19 protein-coding genes and 1 other RNA gene are annotated in these 17695 nt (G+C 44.5%); 7 read left to right on the top strand and 13 right to left on the bottom strand.

Translation table 11 applies throughout. From position 1 onward, the window contains the following. Positions 1-12: 12 nt before the first annotated feature. From AACV20_RS03345 to rsmI, 5 genes are all read right to left on the bottom strand, one after another. Positions 13-1743 (bottom strand): peptidoglycan glycosyltransferase FtsI, encoded by a 1731-nt coding sequence (locus AACV20_RS03345; protein WP_013856076.1) that lies wholly within the window; start codon positions 1741-1743, stop codon positions 13-15. Beyond that, complete coding sequence (gene ftsL / locus AACV20_RS03340; protein WP_010318013.1) at positions 1740-2057, bottom strand: cell division protein FtsL; 318 nt, start codon at positions 2055-2057, stop codon at positions 1740-1742. Before ftsL ends, AACV20_RS03345 begins: the two co-directional genes overlap by 4 nt. 3 nt (positions 2058-2060) lie before the next feature. Beyond that, the gene (gene rsmH, locus AACV20_RS03335) at positions 2061-3011 is read right to left on the bottom strand and encodes a 16S rRNA (cytosine(1402)-N(4))-methyltransferase RsmH (protein ID WP_010318016.1); all 951 of its coding nucleotides are present in this window, start codon (positions 3009-3011) and stop codon (positions 2061-2063) included. A 200-nt stretch (positions 3012-3211) separates the two neighbouring features. After that, positions 3212-3615: RNase P RNA component class A (rnpB, locus tag AACV20_RS03330), an RNA gene on the bottom strand. Between the two features lie 119 nt (positions 3616-3734). After that, entirely contained in the window at positions 3735-4601 is an 867-nt protein-coding gene (gene rsmI / locus AACV20_RS03325; RefSeq protein WP_013856074.1) for a 16S rRNA (cytidine(1402)-2'-O)-methyltransferase, read from the bottom strand. 69 nt (positions 4602-4670) lie between these two features. Between rsmI and AACV20_RS03320 the strand changes: the two genes are divergently transcribed. The 4 genes from AACV20_RS03320 to AACV20_RS03305 are packed head-to-tail and all read left to right on the top strand — an operon-like array spanning position 4671 to position 7998. Then, the gene (locus AACV20_RS03320) at positions 4671-6476 is read left to right on the top strand and encodes a penicillin-binding protein activator (RefSeq protein ID WP_029388462.1); all 1806 of its coding nucleotides are present in this window, start codon (positions 4671-4673) and stop codon (positions 6474-6476) included. After that, on the top strand, positions 6463-6831 hold the full coding sequence (locus tag AACV20_RS03315) for a YraN family protein (protein WP_017046509.1): 369 nt from the start codon (positions 6463-6465) through the stop codon (positions 6829-6831). The genes AACV20_RS03320 and AACV20_RS03315 overlap by 14 nt, the downstream gene beginning before the upstream one ends. Before the next feature lie 3 nt (positions 6832-6834). Continuing rightward, the gene (locus tag AACV20_RS03310; RefSeq protein ID WP_010318025.1) at positions 6835-7425 is read left to right on the top strand and encodes a phosphoheptose isomerase; all 591 of its coding nucleotides are present in this window, start codon (positions 6835-6837) and stop codon (positions 7423-7425) included. A 3-nt stretch (positions 7426-7428) separates the two neighbouring features. Then, positions 7429-7998, top strand: a complete 570-nt coding sequence (locus AACV20_RS03305; protein ID WP_017042658.1) for a BON domain-containing protein — start codon at positions 7429-7431, stop codon at positions 7996-7998. Between the two features lie 85 nt (positions 7999-8083). On the opposite strand, the gene sspB is transcribed toward AACV20_RS03305, so the two are convergent. From sspB to zapE, 8 genes are all read right to left on the bottom strand, one after another. Beyond that, positions 8084-8563: a ClpXP protease specificity-enhancing factor gene (gene sspB, locus AACV20_RS03300; protein WP_026027949.1), complete on the bottom strand. Its 480-nt coding sequence runs from the start codon at positions 8561-8563 to the stop codon at positions 8084-8086. Positions 8564-8572: 9 nt separating this feature from the next. Further along, positions 8573-9208 (bottom strand): stringent starvation protein SspA, encoded by a 636-nt coding sequence (gene sspA, locus AACV20_RS03295; RefSeq protein ID WP_026027272.1) that lies wholly within the window; start codon positions 9206-9208, stop codon positions 8573-8575. Positions 9209-9305: 97 nt separating this feature from the next. Further along, positions 9306-10043 carry a cytochrome c1 gene (locus AACV20_RS03290; protein ID WP_094123837.1) on the bottom strand — a complete coding sequence of 246 codons (738 nt, stop codon included), beginning with the start codon at positions 10041-10043 and terminating at the stop codon, positions 9306-9308. After that, a complete protein-coding gene (locus AACV20_RS03285) occupies positions 10040-11305 on the bottom strand; it encodes a cytochrome b (RefSeq protein WP_013856067.1) in 1266 nt (421 codons plus the stop codon). Before AACV20_RS03285 ends, AACV20_RS03290 begins: the two co-directional genes overlap by 4 nt. Further along, on the bottom strand, positions 11305-11901 hold the full coding sequence (petA, locus tag AACV20_RS03280) for a ubiquinol-cytochrome c reductase iron-sulfur subunit (RefSeq protein ID WP_010318038.1): 597 nt from the start codon (positions 11899-11901) through the stop codon (positions 11305-11307). Before petA ends, AACV20_RS03285 begins: the two co-directional genes overlap by 1 nt. A 326-nt stretch (positions 11902-12227) precedes the next feature. Then, complete coding sequence (gene rpsI / locus AACV20_RS03275) at positions 12228-12620, bottom strand: 30S ribosomal protein S9 (protein WP_010318040.1); 393 nt, start codon at positions 12618-12620, stop codon at positions 12228-12230. Between the two features lie 15 nt (positions 12621-12635). Continuing rightward, positions 12636-13064 carry a 50S ribosomal protein L13 gene (gene rplM / locus AACV20_RS03270; protein WP_013856066.1) on the bottom strand — a complete coding sequence of 143 codons (429 nt, stop codon included), beginning with the start codon at positions 13062-13064 and terminating at the stop codon, positions 12636-12638. Positions 13065-13302: 238 nt separating this feature from the next. Then, positions 13303-14409, bottom strand: a complete 1107-nt coding sequence (gene zapE, locus AACV20_RS03265; RefSeq protein ID WP_170906880.1) for a cell division protein ZapE — start codon at positions 14407-14409, stop codon at positions 13303-13305. Between the two features lie 144 nt (positions 14410-14553). Here zapE and zapG point away from each other — a divergent pair, with 144 nt between their 5' ends. The 3 genes from zapG (at position 14554) to degS (ending at position 17685) form a co-directional block, all read left to right on the top strand. Then, positions 14554-14997, top strand: a complete 444-nt coding sequence (gene zapG / locus AACV20_RS03260) for a Z-ring associated protein ZapG (RefSeq protein WP_017046504.1) — start codon at positions 14554-14556, stop codon at positions 14995-14997. Positions 14998-15113: 116 nt separating this feature from the next. Then, positions 15114-16478 carry a Do family serine endopeptidase gene (locus tag AACV20_RS03255; RefSeq protein ID WP_026027948.1) on the top strand — a complete coding sequence of 455 codons (1365 nt, stop codon included), beginning with the start codon at positions 15114-15116 and terminating at the stop codon, positions 16476-16478. A 142-nt stretch (positions 16479-16620) separates the two neighbouring features. Then, entirely contained in the window at positions 16621-17685 is a 1065-nt protein-coding gene (degS, locus tag AACV20_RS03250; RefSeq protein WP_170906879.1) for an outer membrane-stress sensor serine endopeptidase DegS, read from the top strand. Positions 17686-17695 lie beyond the last annotated feature (10 nt).

The raw sequence follows: 17695 nt of genomic DNA, 5'->3' as shown, positions 1-17695 counted from the left end.
CTTCTCTCTTAATTATTTTTGGAATCGATTTTCATCAGGAGCGACATTGAGGATCTGCAACGCTCCTTTCATTATTTCGGCAAAGACAGGGCCGGCAACGGAGCCGCCATAATATAAGTCACCTTGAGGTTCATTCACCATCACCACTAACGAGACTCGAGGGTCGCTCACTGGAGCCACTCCTGCCGTGTAAGCAAAATATTCATCACCGTAACCGCCGGCAATCGCTTTGCGCGAAGTGCCTGACTTGGCCGCAATACGATAGCCCGGAACCGCGGCTTGAGTTGCTGTGCCACCGGGTTGGGTAACGGTTTCTAACATTTCCAACACTTTCTTAGCATTAGTTTTATCAACCACTTGGCGTGATAAATCTTGCTGGTTGCTGTCAATAATATGGATTGGTTGGTACTGACCTAAATTGCCTAAAGTGGCATAAGCATGAGCCAACTGAATGGGAGTAATTGACAAACCATAGCCAAATGCCAAGGTGGCAATTTCAAACGGTGACCAACGGCGGCGATTCGGGAAAATACCCAAAGTCTCACCGACGAGGTTTAAACCGGACATTTCACCAAGCCCTACAGAGGTATACATACCTAATAGGGCTTCGAGAGGCATTTCAAGCGCCAGCTTAGCCACTCCGATGTTACTCGATTTTTTCAGAATTAAGGTTAAATCGGCTTTGCCGACTTTTGAGGTATCACGCACTCGACTGCCGCCGATTTGCATGATGCCATTCCCTGTATCAATCACCGTTTTGTCATTCGCAACACCATTTTCAAGCGCGGCCAATACCACAAAAGGTTTGACAGTTGATCCCGGCTCAAAGGCGTCGGTAATCACGCGGTTACGCATTTTAAAACTTTGCCAATCGGAACGGTTATTGGGGTTGTATGAAGGGGCGTTAACCATCGCTAATACTGCACCCGTTTTCACGTCGAGCAAAATGGCCGATGCCGAAGTAGCACGATAGTCCGCCACAGCTTGCTTGACCGCACGAAAGGCGATCGCTTGCAAACGTTGGTCAATGGTCAACGCCAGTGGCTTGCCCTCTTCACGCTCTTCAAGCGAGATATTTTCCACCACTCGGCCATACCGATCTTTGCGGATCACCTGTTTGCCAGCTTCCCCCGTCAGCCATTTATCATAGCTGCGCTCAACCCCTTCTAAACCGTGGCCATCGATGCCCGTCACACCAATTAAGTGCGCACTCGCCTCACCAGCTGGATAGTAACGGCGAGATTCGGCCTTGAGCCCCACACCCGCTAATTTAAGTTCGCGAATATAATTGGCCATTGCAGGGCTCACTTGACGCTGCAAATAGATAAAACGGCGGGTTTGGTTCTCTTCAATTTTTTTCAGCAGCTCACTGCGCTTAATGCCTAACACATCAGCCAGTGCGTACCAACGTTCACGTTCAACTAAGCCGCCGGCTTTAAAAATAGCCACAGGATCAGCCCATACTGCATCGACAGGAACACTGACTGCGAGAGGTTCACCATTACGATCTGAAATGATTCCGCGTGCCGATGGCAAGGTTTTGGCTCGGACAGAGCGCATATCCCCTTCGCGGATCAAATTATCCGGTTCGATAATTTGGATGAAGGCAACGCGCCCAACCAATAAAGCGAAAGCAACGAATACAAAAAATAGGATGAGATAGAATCGCCAACGGATCAAAATAGGAGATGTCGCTTTTTCTTGACGAGGTGCCGCTTGGGCTTTGTCTTTGTTTTTTTTCATTTGAGCGTAATCACCACTTCTTTATCAGAATCAGGTCGCTTCATTTCCAGCTCTTGTTTGGCAAGATTCTGCACGCGGCTATGTTCTGCGAGGGCCGTTTCCTCAAGAATGAGGTTACGCCATTCATTATCGAGCCGCTCGCGCTCAACTAAGGTTTGATCTTTTTCTGAAATCGCCTGCCTAGAATGATGGGTAATAAACACCACTCCCATCGCACTGGCAAAAATTAACATTAACAAAATAAGCGGCACTCGACCCACCGTAAACAGGTCAAGTGCAATCAGTTTGGTTAAGTTAGGCGGCGACTTAGACATGGACTACAGTTTTTCAGCAACTCGTAATACTGAGCTGCGTGAACGGGGATTGAGTTCCACCTCTTCTTTAGTTGGCATAATCGCTTTCCCAACTGGTTTTAAGTTGGCTGAGCCCAATGCCTGAATTTGTATTTCTGTTAACGGCAAACCATGTGGAACCTCTGGGCCTTTACTCTCTTTACGAATAAAGCGTTTGACCATGCGATCTTCAAGCGAATGGAAACTGATCACCGATAAGCGCCCTTGTGGGGCTAAGATCTTAGCTGCGCCTTTTAATGCAGTGTCGATCTCTTCTAATTCACTATTGATATAGATACGAAATGCTTGAAATGAGCGCGTAGCCGGGTGTTTTTTCTCTTTAAAGCTTTTCGGCGCGGCTTCTGAAATCAGTTTGGCCAATTGACTGGTGCGCGTCAGAGGCTCTTTTTCATCGTCTTCACGGTAAGCGACAATCGCTTTGGCAATACGGCGCGCGTGCTTGTCTTCACCAAATTCACGAATCACCCAAGTAATGTCGTCCAAATCGGCTTGCGCAAGCCACTGCGAGACAGGGATCCCTGACGTCGGGTCCATACGCATATCAAGCGGGCCATCTTTCATGAAACTAAAACCGCGCTCGGCATCGTCCAACTGCGGCGAGGAAACGCCTAAATCAAGTAGTACTCCATCCACTTTCCCGACCAGATCGTAGCGCTCAGCGTATTGTGCCATGCCAGAAAATGGGCCATGAATGATAGTAAAACGCGGGTCGTTAATTTTTCCAGCTTCAGCAATCGCTTGTGGATCGCGATCTATGCTGTACAGACGACCATTGTCACCCAACTTAGAGAGAATTGTACGACTATGACCACCACGGCCAAACGTGCCGTCGATATAAATACCATCTGGTTTGATAGCAAGGCCATCAATGGATTCATTCAGTAGTACAGAAATGTGTTGAAAAGGTTCAGTCATCGTTTTCTCATCGGGCTAAAGCTGAAATATAGCAATCGGCTACGGCGCAAGTATTCAGTTTACTGATTTAACGCCGCATCGCTACCACTTGACGTTGGCATCACGTGATATTGCGCTAAGTTTAGTGCTTACGAAATAATTTTCGTCAATAAAAAGCAAAAAACCCATCATAACCGCAAGAGTTATGATGGGTCTGCAATAGGTGGAGTTGACGTATAAGCCGGGTTCTGTTCCGCTTGCGCGGCAGTAGCCATTCGTCTAGGCCAGCAATCACTCACTGGCTCAAGCAACCTACCCGCTTCCTTACGCGAGCAACGCAATGTGGAAGCCTATTTGGTCTTGCTCCGGGTGGAGTTTACCTTGCTACGAACTGTTGCCAGACGCACGGTGCGCTCTTACCGCACCCTTTCACCCTTACCTGTGCCCATTCCGAAGAAATTGGGCCATCGGCGGTCTTCTCTCTGCTGCACTTGTCGTAGGCTTTCGCCCCCCAGGCGTTACCTGGCACCCTGCTCTATGGAGCCCGGACTTTCCTCCCCTCCATCAGTCTCCCCAGCACAAGGCTAAAGGACATCAATGAAGCAGCGACTACCCAGTCAACTCCGAGGGCGGATTGTATAGAGAAAGATAGGTACTGTCTAGGCTCAAACAACTTCTGTGTTTAATTCACGCTTAAGCGTTTAATTATCCATCGATTTAAAACATCAAGATGCCGCTGGCTAATTAAGCAGATAGGTTTTCAAGCCCCCACTTATAAAGGGCATTTTTCTTAAGGTTATAAATTTCAGCCGCCAATGCGGCCGCTTTTTTCAGAGGCAGCTCTTTTGTCAAAATCGCTAAACTGCGCAATGCTTCGTCCGGCAAGCTATCGTCCACGCTTTCTCTGTAACCATGGATCAGTAACACCATTTCACCACGCTTGCGGTTCTCATCTTCATTAATCCAATTAATCAGTTCGCCTAACGGCAAACCTTGAATCGTCTCGAAGGTTTTGGTGAGCTCGCGGGCTAGCACCACGTTACGATCTGGCCCTAAGATAGCTAACATATCTTGCAGTGATTCGCTAATTCGGTGTGGTGACTCATAAAAAATACAGGTGCGTTCAGCCTTAGCGATCTCTAGGAATTTATCTTTACGCCCTTTGCTTTTCGGCGGCAAAAAACCTTCAAAACTGAAACGATCAGAAGGCAAGCCTGATGCACTGAGCGCAGTAATCACAGCACAGGCGCCCGGAAGTGGCACAACTCTCACACCAGCTTGACGACACTGATTGACAAGATGGTACCCTGGATCACTGATCAGTGGCGTTCCTGCATCAGAAACCAACGCAATAGATTGCCCTGATAATAATTTATCGACTAACACTTGTGCTTTTTGCTGTTCGTTGTGATCATGCAAGGCAAAGGTTTTAGTCTGGATATTGAAGTGAGCGAGAAGTCTGCCAGTATGGCGTGTATCTTCCGCAGCGATAACATCAACACTTGAGAGTACTTCAATGGCTCGCTGGGTAATATCACCCAAATTGCCAATTGGCGTAGGAACAATGTAGAGAGTTGGGATCTCTGCTGGCAAGGTTTTGCTATCTGTCATTTGTTTACCATCACTTCAACGATTAATATAGAGACAATTTTACACGGAATAACGAAAGAACTCATGGCTATGAAGAACCATCCGAGACTCAGTGTACCACGCTTATTCACGCCCGTTGCATTAGCAATGGCTTTGGCGGCGTGTTCGTCTTCACCATCGACGCCCACCTCAGTCGATATTACGCAAGATCCCACCAAGTCAGCGCAAACTTACTTGATGCAAGCAGATAGTAGCCAAGGTTCACTGCAAAATGATTGGTTGATCATGGCTCTTAAAGCCGCAATTAACGAAAACAACAGCGAACAAGCGCAACTGTTGATTATGCGCTTAGCCAAACAGTCGCTCTCTGAAGCGCAACAAGCTGAATGGCAAATGGCTAAGGCGCAGTTGTTGAGTAATGCGGAACAGTTTTCACAAGCGCTCTCTCAGCTTAATTTTCAGGCTTGGTGGAAGCTAAGCCCTGAAACATGGGCTCAATACCATCAAATGCGCGCCGATATTTTTACCGCGCTCAGCCGCCCTTTTGATTCAAGTAGGGAGCTTATTGCATTAAGCACTTACGTTGATGATGCAGAGCAAGAAGCGATTGCCGATCAAATTTGGCTCAATTTCAATCACTATAGCGAACGTGAAATTACCCAATTAAATCCAGAGCCTAACGAAAACGTGCTCGATGGCTGGCTACAACTGGCTGTATATATGAAAACGCTCAATAGCAATATTCCGCAGTTGAAGAATACGCTCGAAAAATGGCTTGCGGAAAACAGCAATCACCCAGCGGCTCGTTATACACCTAAAGCGATACAAGATATTTTAGCGCTGGAAATCATCAAACCCACTAACACCGCGTTGTTACTTCCTCTTTCAGGAAAGTTTGCCACGCAAGCTCAACTGATCCGTGATGGCTTTATCATGGCGATGATGAATGACCGTAACCGTGACCTCAATGCTACCTTGACTGTGATTGATACCAATGCCGAAGACGCCGCGCTCATAGACAAGCAATTGATTGAAAAAAACATTGATTTCATTGTTGGGCCACTCATCAAAGAGAACATCGAGAATCTACATAAGCTTCAACAAGCACGCTTAGCTTCTATCCCTACGCTGGCGTTGAATATTCCAGACCAAATTGAAGATCATCCTAACACTTGCTATCTTGCACTTTCGCCAGAGCAAGAGGTTGAACAAGCCGCTAAGTATCTGTTTAGCCAAGGCTATCAATACCCTTTAATACTCGCTCCTCAAGGTAATTACGGCCAGCGTGTAGTAGAAGCGTTTAACGCAGAATGGCAAAAATACAGCAAGAATAAAGTATCGGTGAACCTATTTGGTGATAAGCGTCAATTGCAACGCAACATTAACTCAGTATTTGGTCTACAAGATAGCCAACAAAATATCGCGCAAATGGATGCGTTGATGGGTATTGATTTGCAAAGCCTGCCCCGCAGTCGTCGTGATATCGATTCGGTTTATATCGTGGCTAACAGCGCAGAATTGACTTTAATTAAACCCTTTATCGAGGTCGCAATTAACCCTGACACTAAGCCACCTAAACTGTTCTCAAACTCTCGTAGTAACAGTGGTAACACACAGTATGAAGACCTCTCTGGTGTAACTTATAGCGATATTCCATTACTCATTCATCCCAATTCAATGCTGGATAATGAAATGAACCAATTGTGGCCAAAGAACTCCAATAGCGAGCGACGCTTACAAGCATTAGGTATGGATGCTTATCAGTTAATGATTGAGTTGCCACAAATGAAAGTCGTCGAGGGGTATAGTATCGATGGCAAAACAGGCACATTAAGTATTGATGAGCAATGCGTGGTACAGAGAGAGATCAGTTGGGCGGTGCATGGCGCTCTTTAGTCGCCGAGCAGTTGGTCAACAGTATGAAACCGCAGCCAAACACTATTTATTAGGTTGTGGTTTGGCTTTTATTGAACAAAACTTCAATACCAAAGTCGGTGAAATCGACCTCATTATGCGAGATAAAAACACCTTAGTGTTCGTAGAGGTTAAATACAGAAAAAACCAATGTCATGGGCATGCCGCAGAAATGGTTACTACCGCAAAAATGGCAAAGTTGATGAAAACCGCGAATTTATGGCTACTGAAACATGGCCTATCGCCCTATGACACCGATTTTCGTTTCGATGTGATCGCCATCCACCAAGATGTGCACCACATTGAGTGGATTAAAAACGCAATAACTCAAGGATAAACGATGCTCGACAGCATTAAAGACAGTTTTACCGAAAGCATCCAAATTCAAATTGCGGCTGCTGAAGCACTACCCCATGCGATCACGCATGCTGCACAAGCCATGGTGGCAACGCTACTTAACGGTCATAAAATTCTCTGTTGCGGTAATGGTGGCTCTTCGGCCAATGCCCAGCTTTTTTCTTCTTGCTTACTGAACCGTTTTGAAACTGAACGCCCGAGTTTACCCGCCATTGCATTAACCGCAGACAATACCACGTTAACCGCAGTTGCTAACGACTATCACTACCAAGAAATATTCTCGAAACAGGTACGTGCATTTGGTCAACCTGGTGATGTTTTGTTGGCTATTTCAACCAGTGGTAACAGCAAAAACATCATTAAAGCGATGGAAGCGGCTGTGACTCGCGATATGACGATTATCGCTCTAACAGGCAAAGACGGTGGAGAAATGGCTGGTCTTCTAGGTGAAAATGATGTGGAGATCCGCATCCCCTCGCAGCGGACGGCTCGAATCCATGAAGTTCATATGGTCACCCTACACTGCTTATGTGACTTGATTGATCAAGTCCTTTTCCCTTCTCATGAAGAATAGACAATGAATAGATTAAAACTTTCACTCATTCTACTGTTGAGCTTTGCTGTATCAGGTTGTGCAGGAGTTATCCTTGCTGGCGCGGCAACAACAGCGAGCCTAGTAACAGACCCTCGAACCACTCAAGAAATTTGGAATGATAATAACATCGAATTTGAAGTAGCAGGTATCGCCAATAAAGCCCCCTTTAACGGAAAAACTCGCATTACGGCCAGTTCTTATCAAGGGATTGTCGTGTTGATGGGACAAGCTGAAAACTCCGGATTACTCAATGAGTTTGAAAATAAAGCACGTGAGACAAAAGGGGTCAAAACCATTCATAATCAAGTCAGAATAAAAGCGCCTTTATCAATTGGCGAAATCAGTAACGACAGTTGGATTACGACTAAAGTAAAATCAGCGCTGTTGGCCAATTCTGAACTGAACACAATCAAAATCAAAGTAATCACAGAAAATAGAGAAGTATTTTTACTTGGCTATGTCTCGGCAGAACAGGCTAATCTAGCCAGTGATATTGCCCGAAACATATCAGGCGTAAAACAGGTGATTAAGGCATTTCAATACAGCGAATAACCTCGGTTATCCTTTGTTTTTTTAGAAAAAAAGCAGCGAATATCGCTGCTTTTTCGATCATGACTGCTTAATGTGTGAAAATGAGTTACTTAATAACTCTTAAGCTTGGTTTTCCCTTCGGCCGAGAGGTTTCTTGTGCTCGAGTCTCTAATAATTCCTCATCTTCTTGAGAAGCAACGCTTAACATCGGCTCTTGTTCAGATTCCTCTGTTATGCCCGCTTCTAGATAAGGGATATAGGCCTCTTCAGGTTCAAACATAGTACCTGCACCGTTTTCACGTGCATAGATAGCTTGCACTGCGTACAAAGGCACTATGACCGAATGAGGACGTCCGCCAAAGCGAGCATTGAACGTAATCGCTTCATTGCCAAGCTCAAGATTACCTATCGCTCTTGGGGCAAGATTAAGGATAATTTGTCCATCTTGCACAAACTCCATCGGCACTCGTACACCCGTAAGAGTAGCATCCACAACAACATGAGGAGTCAATTCATTTTCTAATAGCCAATCATAAAATGCTCTAAGCATATAAGGTCGGCGAGGAGTCATTTGAGAGATATCCATCAAACTGCCTTAACGAACTAAACGCATCTCACGTTCAGCTTCTGTTAAAGAAGCCAAGAATGAATCACGCTCAAAAACACGATTCATATATACTTTAAGCTCTTTAGAGCCAGGGCCAATCAGATCAATACCCAAAATAGGTAAGCGCCATAGTAATGGAGCTAAATAACAGTCAATGAGGCTAAACTCTTCACTCATGAAATATTCGTATTCCGCGAACACAGGACCAAGAGTAAGCAGATCATTGCGTAATTTATTACGAGCTGCTTCTGACTCTTCCGCATTACCCTTCACGACTTTCTCAGCCAATGAGTACCAGTTTTTCTCAATACGGTAAATCATCAAACGGCTATTACCACGAGCCACAGGATAAACAGGCATCAGCGGTGGATGAGGGAAACGCTCATCTAGGTATTCCATGATGATCTTTGAGTCATAAAGAGCAAGCTCACGATCAACTAACGTTGGTACTGTCTTATATGGGTTTAGCTCAATAAGGTCAGCTGGCAGATTGGTTTCATCAACTAATTCTACTTCAACACTGACACCTTTTTCCGCTAGAACAATACGTACCTGATGACTATACATATCAGATGCACTCGAAAATAGCGTCATCACAGAACGTTTATTGGCAGCTACAGCCATGGAGCCCTCCAGCACACTTACAGATATAAAAACAATGGAGGCCAAGCCTCCATTGAAGATTCTAAAAATTAGAAATTAACGCCGCATGGTAGCACAATTAATGCACATCACGCCAATATTCTTTCTTCAATAGAACAACCACGATAGTAAATAGCACAAGGAATGCCATTACCCACCAACCTAAAGTTTGACGTTCAAGCTTGACTGGTTCTGCTGAATATTCAAGGAAGTTAACAATGTCACGGACCGCTTGATCATACTCACTTTGGCTCAGCTCACCCGTTCCATCAGACTCGGCACCAATAACAGCCTTGACTTCCTCGCCATTGACAATATGAGTACCATAAACTGGTTGTGGGATCCCTTGTAGCTCTTCAAGCACATGAGGCATACCGACACTTGGGAATACGATGTTGTTTACGCCAAAAGGCCGGCTAGGATCGGCATAAAATGAGCGAAGGTAAGTATACAACCAATCTGTTCCTCGAACACGAGCCACAAGCGTTAAATCTGGTGGTGGTGCACCAAACCATTTCGCTGCCGACTTATCTGGAATCGCATTCTCCATCAGTTGACCAATTTTGGCATTCGGATCAAAAATCAAATTTTCTTTCATCAAATCCGAGGGAATATTCAAATCATTCGCTACACGCTCATAACGCTGGTACTGAGTTGAGTGGCAACCAAAACAGTAGTTCATGAATAGCTTTGCACCATGCTGCAGTGATGCTTGATCTGTTAAATCATTATTTGCTTTATCTAAATGTACATTTGCGCCAGCTGCCAAAGCAAGAGATGGCAGCATTGCAAACAAAATTACAATCCACTTTTTCATTTAAATGTCACCCTCTCTGGTAATGGTTTCGTTGCTTCATTTTTGCTGTAGAAGAACAACAAAACAAAGAACATGAAGTAACCAACGCTAAATATACGTGCAAGCATTGTGTAAGTGGCTGTCGCAGGTAACGCACCTAAAACACCTAACGCAATAAAGCAGATAGTGAACTGAATAATATTGATTAAGTGGAACTTACTACGATAACGGTAAGAACGAACCTTACAACGATCCAGCCATGGCAATAAGAACAACACCACAATCGATGCACCCATCGCAGCCACACCAATTAACTTATCAGGAACGGCACGTAAAATTGCATAGAAAGGCGTGAAATACCAAACAGGTGCGATGTGTGCTGGTGTTTTTAGTGGGTTTGCCGCTTCAAAGTTAGGCGGCTCAAGGAAGTAACCACCCATCTCTGGGTTAAAGAACAACACATAACAGAACAGGATTAAGAAACCAGCTACACCAATAAGATCTTTCACTGTCCCGTAAGGATGGAATGGAATCGAATCAATGATGTCGTATTTCTTGGTGTAGTAGTCATGAAATTTAAACTGCGTTTTATAATCATCGCCCATCGCCCCTTTTGGTACTTTGGTTTCGATACCGTCAGGGTTATTAGAACCGACTTCATGCAGTGCTAATATATGGAGAACAATTAGCAACAATAAAACAATAGGTAAAGCAATTACATGCAGTGCAAAGAAACGGTTCAGAGTGGCACCTGAAATAACGTAGTCACCACGTATCCATAGAGTTAAATCATCACCGATAACGGGGATTGCACCGAACAAAGAGATAATAACTTGCGCTCCCCAATAGGACATTTGTCCCCATGGTAGCAAATATCCCATAAAGGCTTCGGCCATCAACACTAAGAAGATCAGCATGCCAAATAGCCATAGCAGCTCACGAGGCTTCTGATAGGAACCGTAAATTAAGCCACGGAACATATGTAGATAAATCACCACAAAGAAAGCTGAAGCGCCAGTGGAGTGCATATAGCGCAGTAACCAACCATACTCAACATCACGCATTATGTATTCAACAGATGCAAAAGCCCCTTCACCTGATGGCACATAGTTCATGGTTAGCCACACACCAGTGAGCAGTTGGTTAACAAGAACCAACATGGCTAACGATCCAAACAAATACCAAAAGTTAAAGTTTTTCGGCATTGGATATTCAGATAGGTGTTTTTTGTAAGCGTTCATTGCAGGTAAACGCTTTTCTACCCAATCAAGTAAAACTTGCATTATGCAGCCTCCCCGGTCTCATCTAATCCTATGACAATACGAGTATCGCTAAGATACATATATTGAGGGATAACCAAGTTTAGTGGTGCCGGAACACCTTGAAAAACTCGACCCGCCATATCAAATTTCGAACCATGGCAAGGACAGAAAAAACCAGATTTAACCCCTTGAACTTGTTCACTAAAAGAATCAGGCAAATAAGTAGGTGAACAGCCAAGGTGAGTACAAATACCCACAGCAACGAAATATTCAGGTTTAATCGATCGATAAGCATTTTGCGCATAATTAGGCTGCTGCTGCTCATCCGATTGAGGATCTCGAAGTTGGTTTTCGATATCTTTTAGCCCATCGACCACTGATTGAGAACGACGAACAACCCAAACAGGTTTTCCTCGCCACTCAACACGAACCATTTGCCCCTCTTCAAGTTTACCGATTTCAACTTCAACGGGGGCTCCAGCCGCTTTGGCTTTGGCACTTGGGTTCCAAGATTTAATAAAAGGAACGGCGACAGCAGCGGCTCCTAACCCTCCGACAACGGCTGTTGTCGCGGTTAAGAAACGTCTGCGACCGTTATTTAAAGGCGCATTGCTCATCCAAACATTCTCCCATTTGCTCCCTGTGGATTATTATTATTCCGCTTATCAAGAGCATGGCTAACAAAATACGAATCTAGTTGTATTTATTTGATGGCAAATCATAAATAAAACCCTACTTTTTGACAAGATAAAGCTACCTTTTCGTAACATTCGTGAAGTAAATCGCACGTGAGGTCACAAAAGGAAGATTAAAGAGCAACAACCAAATGATGTGATTAAAAAAATGAGTGTTTGCTAACACCAAAAAACAAAAAGCCCGGTATAAATACCGGGCTTTTGAACCACAATCCAGTAACACTGGAAGCGAATCTTTTGAAAAAAGATTAACGCTTAGAGAATTGTGGTTTACGACGTGCTTTACGCAGACCAACTTTCTTACGTTCAACGCAACGAGCGTCGCGAGTAACGTAGCCAGCTGCACGTAGAACAGGACGTAGTGATTCGTCGTATTCCATTAGAGCGCGAGTGATACCGTGACGGATAGCACCAGCTTGACCAGAAATACCACCACCTTTAACAGTGATGTATAGATCTAGTTTCTCAGTTAGTTCAACTAGCTCAAGAGGTTGTTTAACAACCATGCGAGAAGTTGGACGACCAAAGTAAACATCAAGGCTACGCTTGTTGATTACAATGTTGCCGCTGCCTGGTTTAATAAAAACGCGTGCAGCTGAGCTTTTGCGACGGCCAGTGCCGTAGTATTGATTCTCTGCCATTTTCGAAATCCCCAATTAGATGTCTAGTACTTTTGGTTGTTGAGCAGCATGGTTGTGCTCAGCGCCAGCGTAAACTTTCAGCTTACGGTACATAGCACGGCCTAGAGGACCACGTGGTAGCATACCTTTAACCGCTAGCTCAATAACCATCTCTGGCTTACGAATAATCAGCTTGTCGAAAGTGATTGATTTTAAGCCGCCTGGAAATTCAGTGTGACGGTAGTAAGTTTTAGCTGCTGCTTTGTTACCTGTTACAGTAACTTTCTCAGCGTTTACAACGATGATGTAATCACCAGTGTCTACGTGAGGAGTGTATTCAGCTTTATGTTTGCCACGTAGGCGAGATGCAATTTCACTTGCTAGACGACCTAGAGTTTTACCCTCAGCGTCTACGATATACCAGTCGCGTTTTACAGTTTCTGGTTTAGCAACGAAAGTTTTCATGCTAATAATAACCCGTTAAATAAAATTTACACTAAAAGGAGCATTAAAATGCCCCCACTGTCTAAGAGTCCAAAGTTGCCCCTTCGAGCGTTTGGTTTCTCTCGGCCTCTCGTTTCACAGAAACAGGCCTGCAGTAACGGTGGGTCGCAGGATTATAGGGAAGTCAGTAGAAAAAATCACCTCTTTTTGAACAAAATCACGAATTTTTTATTTTGCTTTAAAAAGTGTTCGGATTGAGCTAGGCCAGATGTTCCCTTGATAAATACTCATGACTTTGCATTTCAATTAACCGCGACTGACAACGTTTGAATTCAAACTCCAGTTGCCCATGCAGATACAGATCGTCCAGCGCCACTTCGGCGGAGATAATTACTTTTACATGTCGTTCGTAAAATTCATCAATCAACGCAATAAAACGCCGCGCTGCATCATCGATGGCGCGATCCATTTGCTTCACATCGGCCAGCAGTACTGTGTGGTAAATTTTGGACAACTCAATGTAATCGTTTTGGCTTCTCGCCGTTTGGCATAACTGTTCAAATGTCGCATGTAAAATACCATCACTAGCCTTTACAACAGCGAGGGTGCGATGATTGATTTCAATCTCACTGCGTGCTTCTTTTTTCTCGTCACCAACCAATTGCCGATAGTAATGTTGTAAATTGTGGCTTGCTGCTTCATCCAATGGATAGTGGTAAATTTCCGCTTGCTCTAATGTTCTTAAGCGATAATCAATGCCACTATCGACGTTCAACACATGACAGTGTGCTTCAATCAAAGCAATTGCAGGGAGAAAGTGTGCTCGCTGCAAGCCGTTGCGGTATAAGTCGTGCGGTGGAATGTTCGATGTCGCAACTAAGATAATACCGCGCTTAAACAGTGCTTGAAACAAGGTACCCAAAATCATCGCATCGGTAATATCTGATACAAAAAATTCATCAAAACAGATAATTTCCGTTTCAGACTTAAAAATATCGGCAACCTTTTCTAAGGGCTCTTCAACTCCAGCCAGCGCCTTCAGCTCATCATGAACTCGATACATAAAACGGTGGAAATGCACTCGCATTTTGCGAGTGGTTGGCAGAGCTTCAAAAAACGTATCCATTAGATAGGTTTTTCCTCGCCCGACACCGCCCCAAAAATAGAGCCCTTTAGGTAAGTTAGGCTGTTTAGGTTGGCGGCCAAGCCATTTGGTCCAAAGCGCGGAGGGCTTAACTGGTTGGTTAAGATAATCCTGAAACTGATGGTAGAGTAAATCCAGCGCATCGACGGCGCTTTCTTGAGCAGAGTCTCGTTGAAAACCGAGTTTTTTTACATCGTGTTCATATCGCTGTTTTGGTGTCATGACCGCCTACTGCACTAAAGAAAATGGAAACTGCTATTTCGTGTATTTCGCTTTATTGGCTAGAGCAGTCATAGTAACATGTCCAAGCGACATGTGTAACCAACAGGTAAAAAACATGTTAAATAACAACAATAAGGAGCTGTTATGCCTTGGATATATGCCATTGTAGGCTTGCTAGTAGGGGCCGTGTTGGGAATGGTCATTTCACGATTGACTACGCCTCAATATAAAAACCAAAAGTCTCTACAAAAAGAATTAGATAACGCGAAATTTAGTTTGGAACAACAACGCCAAGAATTGTCGGATCATTTTGCTCAAGCGGCAGAAATACTCGATACACTAGGTAAAGATTATACAAAACTGTATCAACACATGGCCAAAACATCGTCTGAAATTCTGCCGAATATGCCAGAGCAAGATAACCCATTTATCAAAAAAATCGCTCTGCATAATGATACAGAGAAAAGCAACGATGACATTTTGGAACAGCCACCGAAAGATTATGCCAATGGCGCAACAGGGCTTTTTAATACCCCTAAAAAAGAGATCATTCATTCTGCAGACGTGGTTAAGGTGAAAGCCGTTTAATCTGAATTCATGAACTTTATAAAGGTTTTTGAGTCATAAACCTCACGAGAGTGTTGAAGTTTTGTCTTTCGTACAAATATTAAACTTCGAACACAGTTATTCCAAAGGAGCTTATGATGAAAAAACCTTTACTTCTTTTAACCGCTCTATCGTTAAGTTTAAGTTCAATCATCACCCCACTACCCGCAATGGCAGCGCTACCCTTTTCTGTCAGTGGTGAGCCACTGCCGAGCTTAGCACCGATGCTAGAGCAAGTGACACCAGCGGTTGTGAGTATCTCAGTTGAGGGAACTCAAGTCTCCCATCAACGTTTACCCGAGCAGTTTCGATTTTTCTTTGGTCCTGACTTCCCAATCGACCAATCGCAAGAGCGGCCATTTAGAGCATTAGGCTCTGGTGTCATTACTGACGCAGACAAAGGTTATGTTGTGACTAATTATCACGTCATCGATGGCGCTGATAAGATTCGCGTCAAACTATACGACGGCCGAGAATACGATGCGGAGCTCGTCGGTGGCGATAAAATGTCCGATGTCGCGCTGATCAAACTAAAAAAAGCAAAAAATTTAACCCAAATTCGTATCGCGGATTCAGACAAACTGCGTGTAGGTGATTTCACGGTCGCGATCGGGAACCCGTTTGGTCTTGGTCAAACGGTGACTTCCGGCATTGTTTCTGCGCTAGGACGAAGTGGACTTAATCTTGAAAACTTTGAGAACTTTATTCAGACCGATGCCGCGATTAACAGTGGCAACTCTGGTGGTGCCTTAGTCAATCTCAATGGTGAATTGATTGGGATTAATACCGCGATTCTTGGGCCGAATGGTGGCAACGTTGGGATAGGTTTTGCAATACCATCAAATATGATGAAAAACTTGACCGAACAGATCTTAGAATTTGGTGAGGTAAAACGTGGCGTGCTCGGCGTTCAAGGGGGTGAAATAACCTCTGAACTGGCTGAAGCGCTAGGCTATGAGTCAAGTAAGGGGGCGTTTGTTAGCCAAGTTATCAAAGATAGCGCCGCCGATAAAGCAGGGATCAAAGCGGGTGATGTCATCACAGCTATTAATGGAAAAAACGTTTCTACCTTCAACGAATTAAGAGCCAAAGTGGCAACATTAGGTGCAGGTAAAAAAATCACAATCGATGTTATCCGCGATGGTAAAAGCAAGACCTTCGACGTAACCTTGAGTGAAAACAACACCACAACCAAAGCAGAGCAACTGCACTCGGGGTTGACTGGTGCGGCACTGACCAATACGACGGATCAAGACCCAATCGCTGGCGTTAAAGTGACTGCTATAGAGAAAGGGTCAGCGGCAGAAGCGTATCAACTACAAAAAGAGGACATCATCATTGGTGTTAACCGCCAACGAGTGAAAAACCTCGCACAATTACGCGAAATTTTGGAGAAAAAGCCGAGCATACTTGCGCTGAATATCCAACGAGGTGATAGAACCATTTACTTGGTTATTCGCTAATTAGTGAGAATCGCTTGTGGAGCGATCAGGGCAGCATTTGAATGCTGCCCTTTTCTTATTCAATCATGTAGTGCTATTCTTCCTCTCTCAAGCTCAGGTGTAAAATAAGCTGAGTATATAGCGGGTTTTGTTTGGGGAAGATATGCTTAACTTTTTACTTCGTTCAGTGGGGCTTGGGCTTCTCGCTGCTGTTGTTATTTTACTAGCGGTTCCCTCGCTACGTTCAAATGTTCTCCCGCAAATCGCGGCCGAAGAGTCTCCCAATGCGCTCTCTTTGCAAATTTCGTTTAACCAAGCCGTTCGCCGCGCCGCACCTGCTGTAGTCAATATTTACAACCAAAAATACACCGAAAGCGATCGAAGTAAACTGTCGATTCAAGGGTTAGGCTCTGGTGTGATTGTGAGCGAGAAAGGGTACATCATTACTAACTATCACGTAGTAGCCCAAGCCGACCAAATCGTAGCGGCCTTACAAGATGGCCGTCTCGCAGCCGCGCAATTAGTAGGCAAAGATCGACGCACGGATATCGCAATTTTGCGAATCGAAGGAACGAACCTTCCCGTTATTCCACAAAATCCCAATTACTCGGTGAAAGTTGGCGATGTGGTACTGGCCATTGGCAATCCATACAACCTTGGACAAACCACTACTTTTGGTATCATTTCTGCCACTGAACGTTCATCAGTCAGTACCGATGGACGTCAAGCTTTCATCCAAACTGATGCGGCCATTAATGAAGGCAATTCAGGTGGAGCTTTGGTCAACACTCAAGGAGAGCTCGTCGGTATTAACACGGCTTCGTTTCAACAAGCAACTGAAATGAAAACCGATGGTATATCATTCGCGATTCCTTACAAATTAGCCAATACCATTATGGAAAAAATCATTGCTGATGGACGCGTGATTCGCGGCTATATCGGTATTGATGGGCAAGATATTACTCCAGTAACATCTCGCCTACTTGGCAGTGAACATATTGGCGGCATAGTTGTGTTGGGCATTGACCCCAATGGCCCTGCGGAAACGGCTGGTTTTAAAGAGCGGGACATTATTCTAAAAATTGGCGGTAAAAAAATTAATGGTCGCAAGAGTGTGATGGAAATTGTCACTGACTTGCGCCCAGGTACCGTTGTCGATATGCTCATCTTACGTAAGGGTGAAGAGATGACACTTCCCGTGACAATTGTTGAAGACCTACGCGAATAAAACTAAGCCA

This window comes from Vibrio sp. B4-6 (genome assembly GCF_963888245.1).
In the GTDB taxonomy this organism is placed as follows: domain Bacteria; phylum Pseudomonadota; class Gammaproteobacteria; order Enterobacterales; family Vibrionaceae; genus Vibrio; species Vibrio anguillarum.
The sequence above is the reverse complement of the archived record's forward strand: the minus strand, read 5'-3'. Positions and strand labels throughout refer to the sequence as shown.

Coding starts and splice junctions, on each gene's coding strand:
- rsmH (WP_010318016.1), bottom strand. CDS start 3,011: ATGACTGAACCTTTTCAACACATTTCTGTACTACTGAATGAATCCATT.
- AACV20_RS03255 (WP_026027948.1), top strand. CDS start 15,114: ATGAAAAAACCTTTACTTCTTTTAACCGCTCTATCGTTAAGTTTAAGT.
- rsmI (WP_013856074.1), bottom strand. CDS start 4,601: ATGACAGATAGCAAAACCTTGCCAGCAGAGATCCCAACTCTCTACATT.
- degS (WP_170906879.1), top strand. CDS start 16,621: ATGCTTAACTTTTTACTTCGTTCAGTGGGGCTTGGGCTTCTCGCTGCT.
- rplM (WP_013856066.1), bottom strand. CDS start 13,064: ATGAAAACTTTCGTTGCTAAACCAGAAACTGTAAAACGCGACTGGTAT.
- sspB (WP_026027949.1), bottom strand. CDS start 8,563: ATGGATATCTCTCAAATGACTCCTCGCCGACCTTATATGCTTAGAGCA.
- AACV20_RS03310 (WP_010318025.1), top strand. CDS start 6,835: ATGCTCGACAGCATTAAAGACAGTTTTACCGAAAGCATCCAAATTCAA.
- AACV20_RS03320 (WP_029388462.1), top strand. CDS start 4,671: ATGAAGAACCATCCGAGACTCAGTGTACCACGCTTATTCACGCCCGTT.
- sspA (WP_026027272.1), bottom strand. CDS start 9,208: ATGGCTGTAGCTGCCAATAAACGTTCTGTGATGACGCTATTTTCGAGT.
- AACV20_RS03285 (WP_013856067.1), bottom strand. CDS start 11,305: ATGCAAGTTTTACTTGATTGGGTAGAAAAGCGTTTACCTGCAATGAAC.
- ftsL (WP_010318013.1), bottom strand. CDS start 2,057: ATGTCTAAGTCGCCGCCTAACTTAACCAAACTGATTGCACTTGACCTG.
- AACV20_RS03315 (WP_017046509.1), top strand. CDS start 6,463: ATGGCGCTCTTTAGTCGCCGAGCAGTTGGTCAACAGTATGAAACCGCA.
- rpsI (WP_010318040.1), bottom strand. CDS start 12,620: ATGGCAGAGAATCAATACTACGGCACTGGCCGTCGCAAAAGCTCAGCT.
- petA (WP_010318038.1), bottom strand. CDS start 11,901: ATGAGCAATGCGCCTTTAAATAACGGTCGCAGACGTTTCTTAACCGCG.
- zapG (WP_017046504.1), top strand. CDS start 14,554: ATGCCTTGGATATATGCCATTGTAGGCTTGCTAGTAGGGGCCGTGTTG.
- AACV20_RS03305 (WP_017042658.1), top strand. CDS start 7,429: ATGAATAGATTAAAACTTTCACTCATTCTACTGTTGAGCTTTGCTGTA.
- AACV20_RS03290 (WP_094123837.1), bottom strand. CDS start 10,043: ATGAAAAAGTGGATTGTAATTTTGTTTGCAATGCTGCCATCTCTTGCT.
- zapE (WP_170906880.1), bottom strand. CDS start 14,409: ATGACACCAAAACAGCGATATGAACACGATGTAAAAAAACTCGGTTTT.
- AACV20_RS03345 (WP_013856076.1), bottom strand. CDS start 1,743: ATGAAAAAAAACAAAGACAAAGCCCAAGCGGCACCTCGTCAAGAAAAA.